This is a genomic window from Amycolatopsis sp. MtRt-6, from assembly GCF_017308975.1.
In the GTDB taxonomy this organism is placed as follows: domain Bacteria; phylum Actinomycetota; class Actinomycetes; order Mycobacteriales; family Pseudonocardiaceae; genus Amycolatopsis.
The window spans coordinates 115,683-133,004 of sequence record NZ_JADWPD010000023.1 but is presented as its reverse complement, the minus strand read 5'-3'; the positions used below and the strand labels follow the sequence as shown (position 1 = coordinate 133,004).

The 17,322-nt window shown below is 71.3% G+C and carries 19 protein-coding genes; 8 read left to right on the top strand and 11 right to left on the bottom strand.

Features of this window, described 5'->3' with window-relative positions:
• Positions 1 to 10 precede the first annotated feature (10 nt).
• The 4 genes from I4Q55_RS32845 to I4Q55_RS32830 form a co-directional block, all read right to left on the bottom strand.
• Positions 11 to 1,576, bottom strand: coding sequence for a hypothetical protein (locus tag I4Q55_RS32845; protein WP_206793398.1), 1,566 nt, complete (start codon positions 1,574 to 1,576; stop codon positions 11 to 13).
• A gap of 1 nt (position 1,577) precedes the next feature.
• Positions 1,578 to 2,105 carry a hypothetical protein gene (locus tag I4Q55_RS32840; protein WP_206793396.1) on the bottom strand — a complete coding sequence of 176 codons (528 nt, stop codon included), beginning with the start codon at positions 2,103 to 2,105 and terminating at the stop codon, positions 1,578 to 1,580.
• A 204-nt stretch (positions 2,106 to 2,309) separates the two neighbouring features.
• Complete coding sequence (locus I4Q55_RS32835) at positions 2,310 to 2,807, bottom strand: DUF3830 family protein (protein ID WP_003079597.1); 498 nt, start codon at positions 2,805 to 2,807, stop codon at positions 2,310 to 2,312.
• Positions 2,808 to 2,809: 2 nt separating this feature from the next.
• Positions 2,810 to 4,066 carry an aspartate aminotransferase family protein gene (locus I4Q55_RS32830; protein WP_206793394.1) on the bottom strand — a complete coding sequence of 419 codons (1,257 nt, stop codon included), beginning with the start codon at positions 4,064 to 4,066 and terminating at the stop codon, positions 2,810 to 2,812.
• A gap of 91 nt (positions 4,067 to 4,157) precedes the next feature.
• On the opposite strand from I4Q55_RS32830, the gene I4Q55_RS32825 reads away from it, so the two are divergent.
• The 3 genes from I4Q55_RS32825 to I4Q55_RS32815 all read left to right on the top strand — a co-directional run bounded on the left by I4Q55_RS32825 (position 4,158) and on the right by I4Q55_RS32815 (position 7,202).
• Complete coding sequence (locus tag I4Q55_RS32825) at positions 4,158 to 5,621, top strand: NAD-dependent succinate-semialdehyde dehydrogenase (protein ID WP_206793392.1); 1,464 nt, start codon at positions 4,158 to 4,160, stop codon at positions 5,619 to 5,621.
• The gene (locus I4Q55_RS32820; RefSeq protein WP_206793390.1) at positions 5,618 to 6,676 is read left to right on the top strand and encodes a tartrate dehydrogenase; all 1,059 of its coding nucleotides are present in this window, start codon (positions 5,618 to 5,620) and stop codon (positions 6,674 to 6,676) included. The genes I4Q55_RS32825 and I4Q55_RS32820 overlap by 4 nt, the downstream gene beginning before the upstream one ends.
• A 61-nt stretch (positions 6,677 to 6,737) precedes the next feature.
• Positions 6,738 to 7,202, top strand: coding sequence for a DUF4262 domain-containing protein (locus I4Q55_RS32815; protein WP_206793387.1), 465 nt, complete (start codon positions 6,738 to 6,740; stop codon positions 7,200 to 7,202).
• Positions 7,203 to 7,419: 217 nt separating this feature from the next.
• On the opposite strand, the gene I4Q55_RS32810 is transcribed toward I4Q55_RS32815, so the two are convergent.
• A complete protein-coding gene (locus I4Q55_RS32810) occupies positions 7,420 to 8,082 on the bottom strand; it encodes a MerR family transcriptional regulator (protein ID WP_206793384.1) in 663 nt (220 codons plus the stop codon).
• Between the two features lie 429 nt (positions 8,083 to 8,511).
• Positions 8,512 to 9,639 (bottom strand): HAMP domain-containing sensor histidine kinase, encoded by a 1,128-nt coding sequence (locus I4Q55_RS32805; RefSeq protein ID WP_307793370.1) that lies wholly within the window; start codon positions 9,637 to 9,639, stop codon positions 8,512 to 8,514.
• Between the two features lie 137 nt (positions 9,640 to 9,776).
• Here I4Q55_RS32805 and I4Q55_RS32800 point away from each other — a divergent pair, with 137 nt between their 5' ends.
• From I4Q55_RS32800 to I4Q55_RS32785, 4 genes are read left to right on the top strand one after another with little or no spacing between them, the layout of a single operon-like run.
• Positions 9,777 to 10,331 carry a hypothetical protein gene (locus I4Q55_RS32800; RefSeq protein WP_206793380.1) on the top strand — a complete coding sequence of 185 codons (555 nt, stop codon included), beginning with the start codon at positions 9,777 to 9,779 and terminating at the stop codon, positions 10,329 to 10,331.
• Positions 10,328 to 11,401 (top strand): peptidoglycan-binding protein, encoded by a 1,074-nt coding sequence (locus I4Q55_RS32795; RefSeq protein ID WP_206793378.1) that lies wholly within the window; start codon positions 10,328 to 10,330, stop codon positions 11,399 to 11,401. The genes I4Q55_RS32800 and I4Q55_RS32795 overlap by 4 nt, the downstream gene beginning before the upstream one ends.
• On the top strand, positions 11,398 to 12,081 hold the full coding sequence (locus tag I4Q55_RS32790; protein WP_206793376.1) for an ABC transporter ATP-binding protein: 684 nt from the start codon (positions 11,398 to 11,400) through the stop codon (positions 12,079 to 12,081). The genes I4Q55_RS32795 and I4Q55_RS32790 overlap by 4 nt, the downstream gene beginning before the upstream one ends.
• Entirely contained in the window at positions 12,074 to 13,267 is a 1,194-nt protein-coding gene (locus I4Q55_RS32785) for an ABC transporter permease (protein WP_242547192.1), read from the top strand. Before I4Q55_RS32790 ends, I4Q55_RS32785 begins: the two co-directional genes overlap by 8 nt.
• 47 nt (positions 13,268 to 13,314) lie before the next feature.
• On the opposite strand, the gene I4Q55_RS32780 is transcribed toward I4Q55_RS32785, so the two are convergent.
• Together I4Q55_RS32780 and I4Q55_RS32775 are read right to left on the bottom strand one after the other, a co-directional pair.
• The gene (locus I4Q55_RS32780; RefSeq protein ID WP_206793374.1) at positions 13,315 to 13,659 is read right to left on the bottom strand and encodes a hypothetical protein; all 345 of its coding nucleotides are present in this window, start codon (positions 13,657 to 13,659) and stop codon (positions 13,315 to 13,317) included.
• A gap of 70 nt (positions 13,660 to 13,729) precedes the next feature.
• Complete coding sequence (locus tag I4Q55_RS32775; protein WP_206793372.1) at positions 13,730 to 14,080, bottom strand: hypothetical protein; 351 nt, start codon at positions 14,078 to 14,080, stop codon at positions 13,730 to 13,732.
• A 200-nt stretch (positions 14,081 to 14,280) separates the two neighbouring features.
• Here I4Q55_RS32775 and I4Q55_RS32770 point away from each other — a divergent pair, with 200 nt between their 5' ends.
• Entirely contained in the window at positions 14,281 to 14,940 is a 660-nt protein-coding gene (locus tag I4Q55_RS32770; RefSeq protein ID WP_091317515.1) for a response regulator transcription factor, read from the top strand.
• A 73-nt stretch (positions 14,941 to 15,013) separates the two neighbouring features.
• Here I4Q55_RS32770 and I4Q55_RS32765 read toward each other — a convergent pair whose 3' ends face one another.
• The 3 genes from I4Q55_RS32765 to I4Q55_RS32755 are packed head-to-tail and all read right to left on the bottom strand — an operon-like array spanning position 15,014 to position 17,282.
• Positions 15,014 to 15,733, bottom strand: a complete 720-nt coding sequence (locus tag I4Q55_RS32765) for a GntR family transcriptional regulator (RefSeq protein ID WP_206793370.1) — start codon at positions 15,731 to 15,733, stop codon at positions 15,014 to 15,016.
• Position 15,734: 1 nt separating this feature from the next.
• The gene (locus tag I4Q55_RS32760) at positions 15,735 to 16,481 is read right to left on the bottom strand and encodes a maleate cis-trans isomerase (RefSeq protein ID WP_206793368.1); all 747 of its coding nucleotides are present in this window, start codon (positions 16,479 to 16,481) and stop codon (positions 15,735 to 15,737) included.
• 60 nt (positions 16,482 to 16,541) lie between these two features.
• Positions 16,542 to 17,282 carry an Asp/Glu/hydantoin racemase gene (locus I4Q55_RS32755; RefSeq protein WP_206793366.1) on the bottom strand — a complete coding sequence of 247 codons (741 nt, stop codon included), beginning with the start codon at positions 17,280 to 17,282 and terminating at the stop codon, positions 16,542 to 16,544.
• Positions 17,283 to 17,322: the final 40 nt, after the last annotated feature.

The window sequence follows — 17,322 nt, the reverse complement described above, 5'->3', positions numbered from 1 at the left end:
GCGGCGGCACTCATCGCGGGCCGCGCCAAAGCGGACGCAGCTGGCCGAGCGCCTGGACCGTCGGCACGGCGGCCACGGCGTCCCACACCGCGTCGAAGACGTCGTCACGATCCATGAACGCGATCAGCTGCTGGTGGGTCATCCCCTCGGTCCGGCGGACCAGCGAATTGAAGATCTGGTTGGTCGCGGTGGTTTCCTCGGCCGTCATCCTCGTCTGCAGGGACGCGAGCCCCAGCGCGGCGTCGTCGATGTGCTCACGGGTCACCACCAGACCGGGGCGGTCCGGGGCGTCGACGGCCGCGTAGACGAAGTCCCGGTACTTCTGGTACATGCTGGCGGCACCGGCCTTCTCGCTCGGCGACGCCTCGACCCCCTCGGTCCGGCTCAGGATCACGTTGTTGTTGAGGTAGAACAGCTGCACCAGGAAGTTCCCGGTGTAACTGCGCGCCATGAACCCGTCCCGGATCCGGTCGGCGAGCGGGACGTCGTTCTGCAGCGGCAGGTCGTACATCGAGGCGACGCTGTCGGTGGCCAGGCAGCTGAAGACGCCGAGGTCGATGCCGATCCGCGTCTCGCCGTCCCCGCCCAGCCGGACGCCCGAACCGGAGTCGCCCGGCCAGCCGAACTGCCGGATCCCGATGACGTCGTCGAACCACGCCACCCGCGTGCCGCCGCTGATCTCCATGAACACCGGGAACTTGACGTCGACCGCGTGGATGCGCGACGACGTGTACCCGGTTCGCGCACCCGCCTTTTCCAGCGGCTTGCCGATGTCGGCCGGTCCCGGCACCGCGATGGCTTCGGGCGTCAGGAGGTTGGCGCCGATCTCGCTCAGCGCGGTGTCGATCTTGCAGATGACTCCGTACAAGTTGAAGGGGTCCGCGGCGAAGTACAGGCCGACACAGGGGTTGTCGACGGTGAACGGGCCCATCCGCGCCCCCGCCACCTGGTCGCTGAGCTCCTTGGCCACCGCCGGCGTGAGGCGCGCGATGGCGACGTCGACGAGGTTCGGGCGGGCCGGCCCGAACGTGAAGGGCTTGAACCTGGTCACGTTCGCGACGACGTCGTTCGCGCTGGTCGAGAACGGCTGCCTGATCTCGTTGCCGATCGAGGAACTCGCGTTGTTCGCCACGAGCACGTGGTTGTTCGACAGGATGGCCGGAGCGCCGTCCGTGACGTCGCGGACGATCGCGCCCAGCGTCCCGTACGCGCTCGTGGCGAGATTGCTGATCTGCGCGCCCTGCAGCAGCGGGCGGAACCGTTCCGTGATCGTGGGTCCCGGCGGCTCGAACTCGGGATCACCGAGCAGGGAGAACGGGCCGGCCTGGTAGACGTCGACGCCGTAGTTGCGGTTGCCGACGCCGACCTGCCGCGGCAGGACGTCCTCCTCCAGCAGCAGGCCCTCCGGCCGCTTCTTCGTCACGAAAGCCACGACGACCGGCTCGTCCGTGGTCTCCCCGTCGCGGACCCGGTAGGCGACCCCGGCCCCGTTGAACCCACGGCGGTGCGAAAAGCCCCGGAGCAGGTCCTCGCGCCCCTGGCGCAGGGCGTTGCGCGTCGATCGCGAGATGGTCATCTCAGCCACCTCCCGGTGCGGCGGCGGACATCCTGACCGCGAACCGCCGCGCGTAGTCCAGCCAGAGCTCGGCGCCCGGCCGGGAAGCCGGGTCGAACCGCGGAGCGAGGGTGGCGACACAGAGCGCGACCACCGCGGCGAGCCCGCCGGTCCGGTGCTCGGTGACCTGCTCTCCGAAGCGGCGTACCACGGTCTCGGGGTCGTCGGTCACCGCCACGACCGGACGGACGGTCCGCAGCCCGTCGAGCACCTCGGCGCGGCCCGGCGCGGGCAACCGGTGCCAGGCCTGGCGCAGCCGGGCCGCGGTGATCCGCCCGCCGGCCGGCTCCGGTTCGCCGAACGCGGGGAACGGCACCGGCCGGACCGCGATCGTGGCGGTGATGTGCAGCAGGAGGTCTTCGTCGGCCGGGCGCAACGCGGTCTCGGCCGCCGCGGCGCTCGGCGTGCCCACCGCCAACGCGGCCGCGCCCGCCAGTCCGGCACCCAGTGCGAAGCGCCGGGTGATCGGCCGGCGCGTGAACGATGACAAGATCGACACCCCCCCAGGTGGAATTCACGCCCGAGCGCGGACGCGGAGAATTTCCCCTGGCCGCGAGCGCTGGAAACGCTTCCCCACCGGACGATAGAACACCCGAACGCGGCCGTCATCGACCAAACGGGGTACCCGGGGATCATCGCGCACCGCCGGCGCCGGGAGTTGCACCCGGCGCCGGCGTTGGGGCGCAAGGGAAATTCAGGCGCGCGCGAACGAGAGCGTCTCGCCCTCGACACCCCGCAGCCACAAGTCCTGCGCGGCCGCCGCCATCTCGGCCAGGCCCTCCTCGATCGTGGCGAACACGTTGCCGGGCACCCAGCCCGCGTCGCCGTTGATCAGGAGGTTGTTGCGCCCGTAGAAGATCGCCAGGTCGGTCGCGCCCTGATCGCTGTGCGCCTCGCTGCCTTCGTCGTAGCCGTACGCCGGGTTGCCGATTTCCCAGGCCTCGAAACCGAAGTAGACGACGTCGCCGGGGATCGGCGTGATCGTCGGGTTCTCCCGCCCGGGCTTGGGTTCCGCGAACGGCGGCACGAGCGTGTAGACCTCGTTGCGCGCGTACTTCGCGTGGTAGGCGGAACCGCTCTGCGGCAACGCGTCCCAGACCGCCTTGCACGTCCGCGGTGCTTCGTCGTCGAGCAGCCGCGCCCGGCAGGAGACCCCGCGCTTGTCGAGGGTGATCGTGATGTACCGGGCCATGTTCAGCTCCCCGTGACCGAAGCGACGACGTCTCCCCAGATCCGCAGCGCGTCGTCGACCTGCTCGGCGGTGACGACGAGCGGCGGCACCATCCGGACGACGTTCATGTACGGCCCGCAGGTGAGCAGCAGCAGGCCGTTCTTCGCCGCCGCCTGCTGAGCGGCCTGCGCGGTGGCCGTGTCCGGCTCGCCGTCGGCGGTGGTGAACTCCGAGCCGACCAGCAGCCCGAGCCCGCGCACCTCGCCGATCGACGGCGTCTTGTCCGCGATCACCCGGGCGCCTTCGAGGAGCTGGCGGCCGCGCTCGGCGGCGTTCTCGACCAGGTTCTCCTGCTGGATGACCTCGAGCGTGGCGATCGCGGCCGCGCACGAAACGGCGTTGCCGCCGTACGTCCCGCCCTGCGATCCCGGGAACGCCTTCGCCATCAGCTCCTGCGAGGCGGCGATGCCCGAGAGCGGGAAACCGCTGGCCAGGCCCTTCGCGATGAGGACGATGTCGGGGGAGACGTCGAAGTGGTCGTGGCCCCAGAACCTGCCGGTGCGGCCGAACCCGGTCTGGATCTCGTCGACGACCAGCAGGATGCCGTGCCGGTCCGCGCGCTCGCGCAGCCCGGCCATGAACTCGCTGTTCGCCGGGACGTACCCGCCTTCGCCCAGCACCGGCTCGACGAACATCGCGGCCGTCTCGCCCGGGGCGCTGACCGTCTGGAACAGGTAGTCCAGCTCGCGCAGCGCGAACTTCGTCGCGGTCTGCTCGTCCCAGCCGTAGTGGTAGGCGTACGGGAACGGCGCGACGTGCACGCCGGCCATCAGCGGGCCGATGCCGGCGCTGAACCGCGTCCCGGACGTCGTCATGGTCGCCGCCGCCACGGTCCGGCCGTGGAAGCCGCCCTGGAAGACGATGACGTTCGGGCGTTTTGTCGCTTGCCGCGAAAGCCGCAACGCCGCTTCGACGGCTTCGCTGCCCGAGTTGGCGTAGAAGAGCGAGTCGAGGCCGCTCGGCAGGACGCCGCCGAGCCGCTCGGTCAGCTCGAGCAGCGGCTTGTGCATCACCGTCGTGTACTGGCCGTGGACGAGCTTGCCGATCTGCTCCTGCGCGGCCCGCACGACGTGGGGGTGGCAGTGCCCGGTGCTCGTGACGCCGATCCCGGCGGTGAAGTCGAGGTGGCGTTTGCCCTCGACGTCGTAGAGGTAAACCCCTTCACCGTGGTCGACCACGACGGGCGTTGCCTGCTTGAGCAGCGGAGAGAGCTGGGCCACAGCGTGCTCCTCGATCGGTCTGAGCGGGTTGTCGATTGTTGACAATATCCATAGCATGGCCCTCGGGACAACACGTGAGGAGCAAGTCGGGATGAGCGCGAGCACCGAGTCCGGCGTCGTCGAGGCGGTCGGCAAGGAACTGTTCATCGGCGGCAAGTGGGTCGCCGCCCAGGACGGGAAGACGTTCCCGGTGGTCGACCCGGCCACCGGCAAGGAGCTGTGCCGGGTCGCCGACGCTTCGCCGTCGGACGGCGTCGCGGCGCTGGACGCCGCCGTCGCGGCGCAGGCGGACTTCGCGAAGATGGCGCCCCGCGAGCGCGGCGAGATCCTGCGCCGGGCCTACGAGCTGCTGATGCGGCGCCAGGAGGAGCTGGCGCTGCTGATGACGCTCGAGATGGGCAAGCCGCTGGCCGAGTCGAAGGGCGAGATCGCCTACGCGGCGGAGTTCTTCCGCTGGTTCGCCGAGGAGGCGGTCCGCATCGACGGCGGCTACGCGACCGCCCCGAACGGCGTGGGCCGGTTCCTGATCACGAAGCAGCCGGTCGGGCCGACCCTGCTGATCACGCCGTGGAACTTCCCGATGGCGATGGGCACCCGCAAGATCGGCCCGGCGATCGCCGCCGGCTGCACGTCGGTGATCAAGCCGGCCGCCCAGACGCCGCTGTCGATGCTCGCGCTGGCCGGCATCCTGGCCGAGGCCGGGCTGCCCGAAGGTGTGCTCAACGTCGTCACGACCACCGACTCCGGTGGCGTGATGGAGCCGCTGATCCGCGACGGGCGCGCGCGCAAGCTCTCCTTCACCGGCTCGACCGGGGTCGGCCGCAAGCTGTTGGAGCAGTGCGCCGACAAGGTCCTGCGGACGTCGATGGAGCTGGGCGGCAACGCGCCGTTCCTGGTCTTCGACGACGCGGACATGGACGCCGCCATCGACGGCGCGATGCAGGCGAAGATGCGCAACATCGGCGAGGCGTGCACCGCGGCGAACCGGTTCTACGTGCAGCGCGGCGTCGTCGAGGAGTTCTCGCGGCGGCTGACCGAGCGCATGCGGGCGCTGCCGATGGGCCGTGGCACCGAGCAGGACGTCGTCGTCGGCCCGCTGATCGACCAGAACGCCGTGGACAAGGTGACCGAGCTGGTCAAGGACGCCACCGACCGCGGCGCTCGCGTCCTCACGGGCGGTTCGGGCGTCGACGGGCCCGGCCACTTCTACCAGGCGACCGTGCTCACCGACGTCCCGCAGGAGGCGCGGCTGACGCACGAGGAGATCTTCGGGCCGGTCGCCCCGATCACGCCGTTCGACACCGAGGAAGAGGCCGTCGCGAAGGCCAACGACACGGAGTTCGGTCTGGTCTCCTACGTCTTCACCAGCGACCTCAAGCGCGCGCTGCGGGTCTCGGAAGCCTTGGAGGCCGGCATGATCGGGCTCAACCAGGGCATCGTGTCGAACCCGGCGGCACCGTTCGGCGGGATCAAGCAGTCGGGGCTCGGCCGCGAAGGCGGCTCGGCCGGCATCGACGAGTTCCTGGAGACCAAGTACATCGCGGTGGCACTGTGACGGCCTACCGCATCGCGAGCATCCCCGGCGACGGGATCGGCGTGGACGTCACGGCCGAGGCCCGCAAGGTCCTCGACCGTGCTGCCGCGCGGTTCGGCTTCTCGCTGGAGTGGACCGAGTTCGACTGGAGCTGCGAGCGGTACGCCCGGGTCGGCGCGATGATGCCGGACGACGGCGTCGCGCGGCTGTCGGCATTCGACGGGATCCTGCTCGGCGCGGTCGGCTTCCCCGGCGTTCCGGACCACGTTTCGCTGTGGGGCCTGCTGATCCCGCTGCGGCGGGCGTTCCAGCAGTACGTCAACCTGCGGCCGGTGCGGCTGCTGCCGGGCACGACGTCCGTGCTGGCCGGGCGGAAGGCCGAGGAGCTGGAGCTGGTCATCGTCCGCGAGAACTCCGAAGGGGAGTACTCGGCGGTCGGCGGGCGGCACAACGCCGGCCGGCCGGACGAGTTCGTGTTGCAGGAGTCGGTTTTCACGCGCGTCGGCGTCGAACGGATCATCCGGTACGCGTTCGAGCTGGCCCGGACGCGGTCCGCGCGGGTCTGCTCGGCGACGAAGTCCAACGGGCTGATCCACTCGATGCCGTTCTGGGACGAGATCTTCGCCGAGGTCGCGGCGGAGTTCCCGGACGTCCACAGTGAACAGATGCACGTGGACGCGTTGGCGGCGCGCATGGTGCAGGCACCGGACCGGCTCGACATCGTGGTGGCGTCGAACCTCTTCGGCGACATCCTGAGCGACCTCGCGGCCGCGATCACCGGCGGGCTCGGCATGGCACCGTCCGGCAACATCAACCCATCGGGTGAATTCCCGTCGATGTTCGAGGCGGTCCACGGGAGCGCTCCGGACATCGCGGGGCAGGGGATCGCCAACCCCGTGGCGCAGATCCTGGCGGCCGCGATGCTGGTCGAACACCTGGGCGAAACCGTTGCCGCGCAAGCGATCCGCACCGCGGTGGACCGGGTGCTCGACGAGGGCCGCGTGCGCACGCCCGACCTCGGCGGCACGGATACCACAGAACGGCTCGGCACGGCGGTGGCCGAAGCGCTGGGCTGAGTTTTTGTCGGTGCCCTCCGGCACGGTGGACCACGAGCCCACCGAGGGGGAGGAGTCACCGATGTGCTTCGAATGCGAGAACCGGGACAGACCGGGGTATGTGGAGCGGCTGCGCGCCGGCGTGGCCGACCGGGGCTGGCTCGTGCAGGGCGTGGCCGGATCCGGGCCGTACCCGCCGTGGGCCTACACGATCGGCCTGAGCGGGTACGGCCTGCCGGAGCTGGTCGTGACGGGCCTGCCGGCCCTCGCGGCGGGCAGCCTGCTGAACTCACTGGCGTCCCGCGCCCTGCACGGCCCGCCCTTCTCGGCGGGCGAACACATCCCGCTGCGCGACGGCCCGCTGATCGAGATCGTCGAGCTCACCGAGCCGTCGGCCCACCTGCACTTCGCGGTGGCGTTGTACGGCCCGGAAATCCGCGCGCTGCAGGCGGTCCACGCGGACGCCCGCGGCCGCTGGCCGTGGTCACCCGACTTCCGTGACGGCGAAGGCGGCCAGCCGGTGCTGGGGGTGCGCCGTGCCCGCTGACACCACATCTCCGAAGCCCGCCCAGTCACGCGAGATGCCCGCCTGGTCACGCGAGATGCCCGTCCAGTCACGCGAGATGCCCGCCCGATCACGCGAGATGCCCGTCCAGTCACGCGAGATGCCTGCCCGATCACGCGAGATGCCCGTCCAGTCACGCGAGATGCCCGTCCAGTCACGCGAGACCGCGCCGTCCCGCCCGGCTGCCCGGAAGCTTCTTTCACCGCGACGTGCCGCTGAGGGGCGTGTGGCGGTGGGCCCGTCCCCCGCTGCGCCGGAACTCGGGCCGCGCGTGCGCGGCCGGCTGGGTCCGGACCAGCCGCGTGACGCACACGCGGACGATCTCGACCGCGAGCTCCGGGATCGCGCCCCAGCCCGAGTCCGCCCGCGCCAGCCGGTCTTCGACCGCGTCGAGGACTTCGGCGAGGGCGACCTCGGCGTGCGGTGTCACCTCGCGGACGGCGTCGGCCAGGAAGGTCAGGATCTGCTGGATGGAGGCGCCCTGCCCGGACAGCGTCCGCGCCGCGAGGACCGCGCGGACGCCCTTGAGCTCGAGGGTCCCGTCGGCGTGCCGGACCAGCACCCCGGCCTCGACCAGGTCGGCCAGCAGCCCCGGCTGCCGCCGCACGGCCTCCCGGATCGCGGGGCCGAGGTCGGTCAGCTCGCCGAGCACCAGGTCGGGTTCCAGCAGCGCGCGGACCGCGTCCAGCGGCAGGCCGCGGCTCTGGAACTCGACCACCTGCCGCATCCGGGCCAGGTGCTGCTCGGTGTAGCAGGGCGTGCGGCCGACGCGCGTCGGCGGCGGGAGCAGGCCGCGGGCGTGGTAGGAGCGGATGGTCCGGGAGGACAGCCCGATCGTCGCCGCGAACAGGTCGGCGGTCATCAGCGCACGGGTGTCCAGGAGATTTCTCGGGCCTCTTTCGTCACCGCGCATGACACCGGCCGTCCGCCCGCGGTGCGGAAAAGACAGCGTTGCTCGGAAAAGAATAAGGATACACAGGTTCCCCTCGTCCCTATGATCATCCAAGAACGGGCTCACTCCCCGTTCGAATTCTGCCAGTGGCACCATAAGTTGGACATAAGTATTGCCCCGATGGCCTATCCATGCGGCACATGCTGCGTCGAAGGGTGGCAGTGGGTGCGGGCGAAAGGAGCAGCAACCGGCCATGCGACGTTCTTCCGGAAGGAAACGCTTCCTTTTCTTCGAATTCGCGGAACAGCGTGCTACGTCTTGTCGAGAAACGTCGACGTTGTCATCCTGTCGCGTGCGCGTCCGAGCGGGGCTGCCGGCCCGCCGAGCCGGGGTTGCCGTTCACGACCGCAATCCGATCGTCACCGCCAGGCCGCCGTCGTCACCCGGCACGGCCTGGATCGTGCCGCTGTGCGCGCGCACGATCGACGCGACGATCGACAGCCCGAGCCCGACGCCGGGCCCCCGGCCCGTCCGGTCCTCCCGCAGCTGGCGGAACGGCTCGAACAGCGCGGGAATCGCGTCGGCGGGCACCGCCCGGCCGGTGTTGGTCACCGTCAGCGCGGGTTCGGCGGCCACACGGACGCGGACCGAGCCGCCCGGGCGGTTGTACTTGATCGCGTTGTCGATCAGGTTGGTCACGAGCCGGTCGAGCAGCAACCGGTCGCCGCGCACGGTCCGCGGCACGAGCTCGGTGCCGAGCGTGATGCCCCGCTCCTCGGCGGAAACCCGGTGTTGCAGCACGGCTTGGGCGACGACCTCGTCGAGCCGGACGTCGGTGCGGTCCCGGAGGCCGCGGTCGCTGCTCGCGAGCACCAGCAGCCCGTCGATGAGCTCCTCGCTGCGCGCGTTCACCGTCAGCAGCCGCTCGCACAAGCGCCGGGCGGGCGCGTCGGCGGGCATCTTGGCCATCGCGACCTCGACCATCGTCCGCTGCGTGGCCAGCGGGGTACGCAGCTCGTGCGACGCGTTGGCGACGAACCGGCGCTGGCTGTCGAACGATCCGGCCAGCCGGTCGAGCATCTCGTCGAAGGTGTCGGCGAGCTCGGTCAGCTCGTCGCGCGGGCCGGGCATGCGGATGCGCTCGTCGAGACTGTCCGCGCCGAGCTGCCGCGCGGTGGCCGTCACCCGGTGGACCGGGCGCAGCAGCCGGTGCGCGGCCACCCAGCCGAGCCCGAGTGCGAGGACCGCGGTGGCGGCGAGCGCGATCCCGGACTGCACCAGGAGCGTGTTCAGCATGTCGGCCCGGTACTGCTCGATGTTGCGCTGCACGACTTCGGAGCTGAGCCCGCCGGTCGCCCGAGGTCCGCCGAGGTCGACGCTCTCGCCCGGGGTGGTCGTCTGATCGGCGGAATTCTGGCTCGCCTGCCCGGGCAGCGCGCCGCGCACGAGCAGGAAATTGAGCCCGAGCAGAACCGTGCCGCTGACCAGCAGCAGCCCGGCGAAGACGATCGCGAACCTGGTTTTCACGGAGAATCGGCGGACCATGGCTCCCAGTCTGACGAAATCGGCCGTAAGCCGGGCATAAGGACCAACGCTTACGACCGGGAGATCACCCGCCGGGTACACCTTTTCCTGGACACGGAAAACCCGGGGAGGTACAGACCATGAGCGCGAAAAGCCGAATGATCTTCGCGGTGCTGGCCGCCGCGCTGACCGTGACGGCGTGCGGCCCGGCCGACGCCGGCCGGGACGTCGCGTCGGTGCCCACGACGTCGGCGACCGGCACGTCCGGCGCGGCCCAGAACGGCGCCGAAGACCCGTTCACGAAATGCATGAAGGAGAACGGGGCCGAACCGGGGACGCAGCTCGGTGAAATCGGAAGCGGCACGGTGACGCAGGGCACGCAGTCGCCGGAGCAGCAGCGCAAACAGCAGGAGGCGATGGCGAAATGCGGCAAGCACCTACCCGACGGCGGGAAGCCCCAGCCGCTGAGCCCGGAGGCGCTGGAGCAGGGCCGCAAGTTCGCGAAGTGCATGCGTGACCAGGGAATCGCGTTCCCGGACCCGGATCCGAACACCGGCGGGTACCAGGCGCAGCCCGGCGCCGTCGTCGAGCCGATCCCGGACGGCGTGGACATCAACGATCCCGCCGTGCGCGCCAAGTACGACAAGTGCGCGCAGGTGGCGGGCGGCGCGTCGGTCGTCCGGCCGACGAAATGACGGCGGGCCCCGGCGTCGCCCGGCGGCGTCGCCGGAGACGGGCCGGGCTCGCCGCGGTCGCCGTCGCGGTGCTCGCCACGGCGGGCGTGGTCGGTTTCACCCGGTGGTCGGTCAAGGGCCGCACGGAAGCGCCGAAGACGCCGGCCGCCCCGGCGACGGCCGAGGTGGTCAAGACCGACCTGGTCGACCGGATCACGGTGACCGGCAAGGTCGGCTACGGCCCCGGCCGCCCGGTCACCTCGGCGCGGCCGGGGACGCTGACCTGGCTGCCCGACCCGGGCGCGGTGATCGACCGTGGCCGTCCCCTCTACGCCGTGGACGCCAAGCCGGTGATCGTCCTTTTCGGACGGACGCCGGCCTACCGCGACCTCGCGGAAGGCGCGGAGGGGCCGGATGTGCGGATCCTGCGGGAGAACCTCGCCGCACTGGGCTATCGCACGGCCGACAAGACCGGCACGTTCGGCGCGTCGACGACAGCCGCGCTGAAACGCTGGCAGAAGGCGCTGCGGGTCGAGCAGACCGGCCGGATCGCCCTGGGCGACGTCGTCGTCATGCCCGCGGCGGTGCGCGTCGCCACGGTGTCCGCGCAGCTGGGCGCGCCCGCCGCCGGCGAGGTGCTGACCGTCGGCGGTACCGAGCGGCTGGTGACCGTCGAGCTCGAGGAGGCACAGCGCGGCCACGCGGCCGTGGACGCCAAGGTCCGGATCGAGACGGCCGGCAGCCACGACACGCCCGGCACGATCCGCGCGATCACGGCGAAGTCGGCCGACGACAAGTCCGGCGGCAAGACCACGAAGTACGACGTCACCATCGCGCCGGACGACTCCCGGGCGAACCTGGCCGAAGGGGCCTCGGTCGACGTCGGGTTCGACGGCGAGAAGCGCGCCGGCGTGCTGGTGGTACCGGTCGAGGCGTTGCTCGCGCCCCGCGAAGGGGGCTACGCGCTCGAGGTGATCGAAGGCGCTTCGCGGCGGCTGATCCCGGTTGAGCTGGGCCTGTTCGCCGACGGCAAGGTCGAGGTGTCCGGTCGCGGCCTGGCCGCGGGCATGCGGGTGGTGACCGCGTCGTGAGCGCCGTATTGGAACTCGAAGGTGTCACGAAGGTCTACGGCGGCGGTGTCGCGGCACTGCGGGACGTCTCGCTGCGGGTCGGGGAAGGGGAGCTGATCGCCATCGTCGGGCCGTCCGGCTCGGGCAAGTCGACCATGCTCCACCTGATGGGCACGCTCGACCGGCCGAGCACCGGCCGGGTGCTCGTCGGCGGCCAGGACACCGCGAAGCTGGCCGACCGGCGGCTGGCCGCGTTGCGCGCTGGCTGGATCGGGTTCGTTTTCCAGCAGTTCCACCTGATGCCGGGGATGACCGCGCGGGAGAACGTCATGGCCGCCCAGGTGTACCGCGGTGTCCCGCCCCGGCGCCGCCGGGCCGCGGCCGACCGCGCGCTCGCCGGCGTCGGCCTCTCCCGGCGGGCGGACCACTTGCCGAGCGAGCTGTCCGGTGGCGAGCAGCAGCGGGTGGCGATCGCGCGCGCGATGGTCAACCGCCCGATGCTCGTGCTCGCCGACGAGCCGACCGGCAACCTCGATTCGGCGGTCGGCGCGGACGTGCTCGCCCTGCTGCGCGAGCTCAACGCGGCGGGGACGACGATCGCGCTGATCACGCACGACCTGGCGATCGCCGCCGCGCTGCCGCGGCGGGTCGAGATGCTCGACGGCGAGCTCCGGTACGACTCGGGGGTGCGGGATGCCTGAACCACCCGAACCGGTTCGCTTGGGCCCGCGCGAACTGCTGGGACTCGGCACGGTCGGCCTGCGCACCCGCCCGATGCGAACGGCGCTCGCGGCGCTGGGCATCGCGATCGGCATCGCCGCGCTGATCGCCGTCGTGGGGATCCCGGCGTCCAACCAGGCGGCACTGCGGACCGAGCTCGAAGCGCTGGGCCCGAACCTGCTCACCGTGGCGCCGGGACGCGATGTGGCGGCGGGAACCGACGCGAAGCTGCCCGCGTCGGCGCCGGCCATGATCCGGCGGATCCCGCCCGTGCAGTCGGTCAGCGCGACCGGGACGACGTCGGCGACGGTGCGCCGGACCGACCACGTGCCGGCCGACCGGACCGGCGGGATCCGGGTGAGCGCGGCGAAACTCGACCTGCTGCCGGTGCTGCACGGCACGGTGCGGACCGGGACGTTCCTCACCTCGTCGACCGCTGAGCTGCCGGTGACCGTGCTCGGCGCCCGCGCCGCGGAACTGCTGGCCGCCGAGCCGGGACGGCTGGTGTGGATCAAGGACCGCTGGTTCTCGGTCGCCGGGGTGCTGGACGCGCTGCCGCTCGCGCCGGAGATCGACAACTCGGTGCTGGTCGGCTGGCCCGTCGCCGAGCGGCTGCTCGGGTTCGACGGCAGTCCGGGGTTCATCTACCTGCGGGCGGACTCGCCGGCCGTGGACACGGTGAAGTCGGTGCTCGGCCGGACCGTGAACCCGTTGCACCCCAACCAGGTCCTGGTGAGCAGGCCGTCGGAGGTGCTGACCGCGCAGCGGTTCGTGGAGCGCGCGTATTCGGCGCTGTTCCTCGGGCTGGGCGCGATCGCGCTGCTGGTCGGCGGCATCGGCGTGGCCAACACGATGGTCATCTCGGTGCTGGAGCGGCGGCGCGAGATCGGCCTGCGGCGGGCGCTCGGTGCGACCCGGGGCCACATCGGCGGCCAGTTCCTCGCGGAGTCGGTGCTGCTCGCCGGGCTCGGCGGCGCGCTCGGCCTGCTCGTCGGCGTCGCGGTGACGGCCGGGTACTCGGCGGCCCAGGGCTGGCCCACCGTCCTGCCGCCCGCGGTGCTCGCCGGTGGTGCCGGGGCGGCGGCCGCGGTGGGCGTGCTGGCCGGGGTCTACCCCGCGGTGCGGGCCACCCGGCTGACACCGACGGAGGCATTGGCCAGTACGTGAGAACGAGCCCGGGCCCGTGACCGAGGGGCGGTCACGGGCCCGGCGGATCAGCCGCGGGTCTCGACCCAGGTCGCCACCGGGGAGCAGTCGATCACCAGGTACCAGGATCCGGCGCCCCACCACGGGGTGCCGATCACGCGGCCGTCCGGGCACTGGATGCGCAGCCGGATGGCGCCCGAATAGACGGTGCAGGTCAGGGCGACACGGCTGGGGCCCAACGTCGTGTAGTTGCAGATCCAGGAGGCCTGGACGCTGTGCACCGCCTGGATCGCGGCCGGTGCCGCCGCCGCGGTCGCCGGTGCCACGGCGGCGAGGCCGCCCGCGAGCGCGAGGGCGGTGATCGAGAGCTTCGCCGTCCTGCCGATCGAGGAGATCCGCTTCTGCAAGGTCATTTCGTCCTCAATTCGCCGGAAGGGCCCGTGACCAGGGGGATTGGTCACGGGCCCGTGGTCCGACCGGGGGTCAGCCGATCGAGTCGATCCAGGAACCGGTGCGCTGGTACGGGTAGCAGTCGGTCGAAAGGTGCACGTAGCCGTTCTGGAAGTACCCGGTGGCGATGTAGCCGTAGCCCGAGCAGTAGGACCGCAGGCGGATGGCACCGGAGTAGATGTTGCAGTACGCGTCGGCGCGGTAGTAGCCCAGCGTGTAGGTACAGCTCCACGAGGCCTGGACGCCGTCCGCCGACTGGATGGCGGCGGGCGCCGCGTTGGCGGTCGCCGGTGCCGCGGAGGCGAAGCCGCCCACCAGCGCTAGCGCTGCGAAGGAGATCTTCGCCGCCCTGCCGATCGAGGAAACCCGCTCTTTCAAGGTCATTTCCGTCCCTCCCGGTGTCGCATTTGGCCCGAACACTGGAAAGAATGTCGCGGAATTTCCGCGTTGCTAAGAAATGGAAGATAGGACTTCCAGATCGGCGGTTCTTAGCAGCATTGCGGCGAGGCGGGAAGAAATGGAAGAAATCGCTTCCGCGGCCGGCGCTTATGGCGGTCTTATCCGCGCGCTGGCACAATGATCGGGTGCGCGTACTCGTGATCGAGGACGAAGTGATGCTCGCGGAGGCCGTCGCGGAGGGCCTCCGCGAAGCGTCGATGGCCGTGGACCTGTGCTTCGACGGCGCGGACGCCCTGGAACGCCTGGCGGTGAACCGCTACGACGTCGTGGTCCTCGACCGCGACCTGCCCGGCGTGCACGGCGACGACGTGTGCCGCGCCGTCGTGGCCGAGGGCGGCGAGACACGGGTGATCATGCTGACCGCGGCCCGCGAGGTACCCGAACGGGTGCACGGCCTCGCGCTCGGCGCGGACGACTACCTGACGAAGCCGTTCGCCTGGGACGAGCTCCTGGCGCGGGTCCAGGCGCTCGGCCGCCGGGCCCGCGCGGCGGTCCCGCCGGTGATGCGGGTGGCGGGCATCGAGCTGAACATCCCGCTGCACCAGGTGACCCGCGGCGACCGGCACATCTCGTTGTCCCGCAAGGAGTTCGCGGTGCTCGAGGTGCTGATGCGCGCGGAAGGCGGCGTGGTCAGCGCGGAGAGCCTGCTGGAACAGGCCTGGGACGAGAACATCGACCCGTTCACCAACGCGGTCCGGGTGACGATCATGACCCTGCGCCGCAAGCTCGGCGACCCACCGGTGGTCCGGACGATCCCCGGCATCGGCTACCGCCTGCAAGCCTGACGACGCCCCCGCAACCCCCCCCCGCCCCCGGCGAGCCGTGTCGACCCCGCAATCACGCGTGTCGACCCTCCCGTCACGCGTTTCCCGGCACCGGCGGGGCCTGCCCGTCCGTCAGGCTCGTGCCCGGCGCGAGCCGCTGCACCGCGTCCTCCATATGCGCCTCCAGCAACGTCAGCGCCGTCTCCTCGTCGCCGGCACGCAGGGCCTGGATCAGCTTCGTGTGCTCCTCCACCCGCTCCTCGACGCGCTGGTACGTGCTCTGCAACGCCGTCAGGCACATCCGCGTCTCGATCAGCAGCGTCCGGGCCATCCGCACCAGCCGCTTGCTGCCGGAGGCGTTGATCAGCGCCTCGTGGAACTTCAGGTCGGCGGTGGAAAGCGCGCTGGGGTCGTCCTCGCTCGCCGCCGTCGCCATCTCGGCGACGGTCTGCTCGAGCACGTCCGCGATGCGGTCGCGGTCGCCGCCGCGGAGGGCGCGCAGCATGGCGGCTCGCTCGATCGCGGACCTGGCCGCGTAGATGTCGTAGACGTCGCCCGGCTCGAGGTCGATCACGAACAGCCCACGATGTCTTTCGCTGCGCAGCAGCCCTTCGGACACCAGGTGCTGCATGGCTTCCCGGAGCGGCCCGCGTGACACCTGGAACCGCGCGGCCAGCTCGGTCTCGCCGAGCTGCGTTCCCGGCGGGAGGGCGCCCGTCATGATCGCGTCACGCAGCTGGCGGGCGATGACGGCGGCCGTCGACTCGCGGCTCACCGGCTCGATCTCGGGCAGCATGCCCGGTGGCAGGGCCATCTCAAGCGCTCCCGCCCGGCAGGTGCCGGAAAAGCGCGCCGAGCGAGCGGACGAGCCGCTGCTGGCCGGTCAGGCGCAGGCCCTCCCAGACCGTCACCTGGTTGGCCGTCAGCACGGGCTTGCCGAGCGCGGCCTCCACGGCGTTGATCTCGCCGAGGGTGCGCATGGCGGTGTCCGGCACGAGTACCGCCTGCGCGTCCGGGTGGTCGTGGCTCACGGCGAGCTCGACGACGGCCTCCGGGCTCATCGCGCCCACCTCGGCCGCGGTGATGATGTCGGCGCTGGCCATCGAGACGACCTCGATGCCGCCGGCCCCGAGGAAGTCCGCGAACAGCCGGGCGATGTCGTCCGGGTAGCTGGCGGCGACGGCGACGCGTCGAACGTCCAACGCGCGTGCGGCGTGCACGAACGCGAAAGACGTACTGGAGGCCGGGACTCCGGCGACCGCGGCGAGGCGGTCGGCCTGGTTGCGGGCGCCCTCCCAGCCGTAGACGAAGCTGCCGCTGGTGCACGCCCAGATGACCGCGGCCGGCTCGTGCTTCGCGAGGAGGGCGGCGCCGTCGGCGAGCCGGGCTTCGCTGCCGAGGTCCAGCAGCTCGGCCACGGCGTGCTTGTCGGTGCCGTAGATGTGCTCGACCGCCAGCCGGATGTCGCCCTCGTCGACGGCCGTGCCGCCGAGCAGCTGCTCGGCCAGCGGGTAGTCGTCTTCGGCCGCGTGGTCGGGGTAGATGAAACCGATGGTGGTCACGGAACCTCCGGAGGGGACGCAAATTGTCGACAATCCTAGAGGGTTGGTCAAGGAAAACCTTCACGACACGTCACGGAGCCACCTCCCGGGTCCGACGATGGGGAGGTTCATCCGGCGCAGGCACGCCCACATCGTCAGCTGGTTGGCGGTGAGCACCGGCTTGCCGAGCGCGGCTTCCAGCGGCTCGATCAGGTCGTAGGTGGGGAGGTTGGTGCAGCTGACGAAGATCGCTTCGGCGTCGCCGTGGTCGGCGGCGAGGATGCGCTCGGCGATGGTCCGGTAGCTGACCTTCCAGATGCCGCCGCCCAGCCCGAGGTGGTCGCTGGCCACGGTGGCGACGTCCAGCTCGGCGAGGAACGCGTGCAGGGCCTGGGTCAGGTCGGCGTCGTACGGCGTGAGCACCGAGACGCGGTGGAGGTCGAGCTGGTGCAGCACTTCGGCCAGCGCGCCCGAGGTGGTGACGGCGTCCGGCGCGCCGGCGTCGCAGATCGCCTTGGTCAGCGAGCGCTCGTAGTCGACGCCGTTGACGAAGCTGCCCGACGTGCAGAGGTAGGCGACGACCTCGGGCTCGACGTGCAGCACGTCGCGGGTCGCGCCGGCCAGGTGGTGGCTGTCGCTGACCAGGCGGGCCATCTCCATGCTGACCGGCACGGGCTCGTACGGCGTGCGGGCGAGGTGGAGGGACACCTCCATCGGCACCCAGCGCCAGAGCTCGCGCTCCAGCGCCAGGTCGAAGGGGGCGATGACGCCGATGCCGCGCTGGGCGAGCGGGCCCTCGAACGCCAGGAAGTCGAAATCCAAGGCTCAGCCTCCGGAATACGTCTGAACTTGACAGTCCGGT

Bases quoted from the DNA above. Each gene is read 5' to 3' on its own strand.
- I4Q55_RS32825 (WP_206793392.1), top strand. From the start codon at position 4,158: ATGAGCGCGAGCACCGAGTCCGGCGTCGTCGAGGCGGTCGGCAAGGAA.
- I4Q55_RS32795 (WP_206793378.1), top strand. From the start codon at position 10,328: ATGACGGCGGGCCCCGGCGTCGCCCGGCGGCGTCGCCGGAGACGGGCC.
- I4Q55_RS32815 (WP_206793387.1), top strand. From the start codon at position 6,738: ATGTGCTTCGAATGCGAGAACCGGGACAGACCGGGGTATGTGGAGCGG.
- I4Q55_RS32785 (WP_242547192.1), top strand. From the start codon at position 12,074: ATGCCTGAACCACCCGAACCGGTTCGCTTGGGCCCGCGCGAACTGCTG.
- I4Q55_RS32780 (WP_206793374.1), bottom strand. From the start codon at position 13,659: ATGACCTTGCAGAAGCGGATCTCCTCGATCGGCAGGACGGCGAAGCTC.
- I4Q55_RS32800 (WP_206793380.1), top strand. From the start codon at position 9,777: ATGAGCGCGAAAAGCCGAATGATCTTCGCGGTGCTGGCCGCCGCGCTG.
- I4Q55_RS32765 (WP_206793370.1), bottom strand. From the start codon at position 15,733: ATGGCCCTGCCACCGGGCATGCTGCCCGAGATCGAGCCGGTGAGCCGC.
- I4Q55_RS32835 (WP_003079597.1), bottom strand. From the start codon at position 2,807: ATGGCCCGGTACATCACGATCACCCTCGACAAGCGCGGGGTCTCCTGC.
- I4Q55_RS32810 (WP_206793384.1), bottom strand. From the start codon at position 8,082: ATGACCGCCGACCTGTTCGCGGCGACGATCGGGCTGTCCTCCCGGACC.
- I4Q55_RS32845 (WP_206793398.1), bottom strand. From the start codon at position 1,576: ATGACCATCTCGCGATCGACGCGCAACGCCCTGCGCCAGGGGCGCGAG.
- I4Q55_RS32775 (WP_206793372.1), bottom strand. From the start codon at position 14,080: ATGACCTTGAAAGAGCGGGTTTCCTCGATCGGCAGGGCGGCGAAGATC.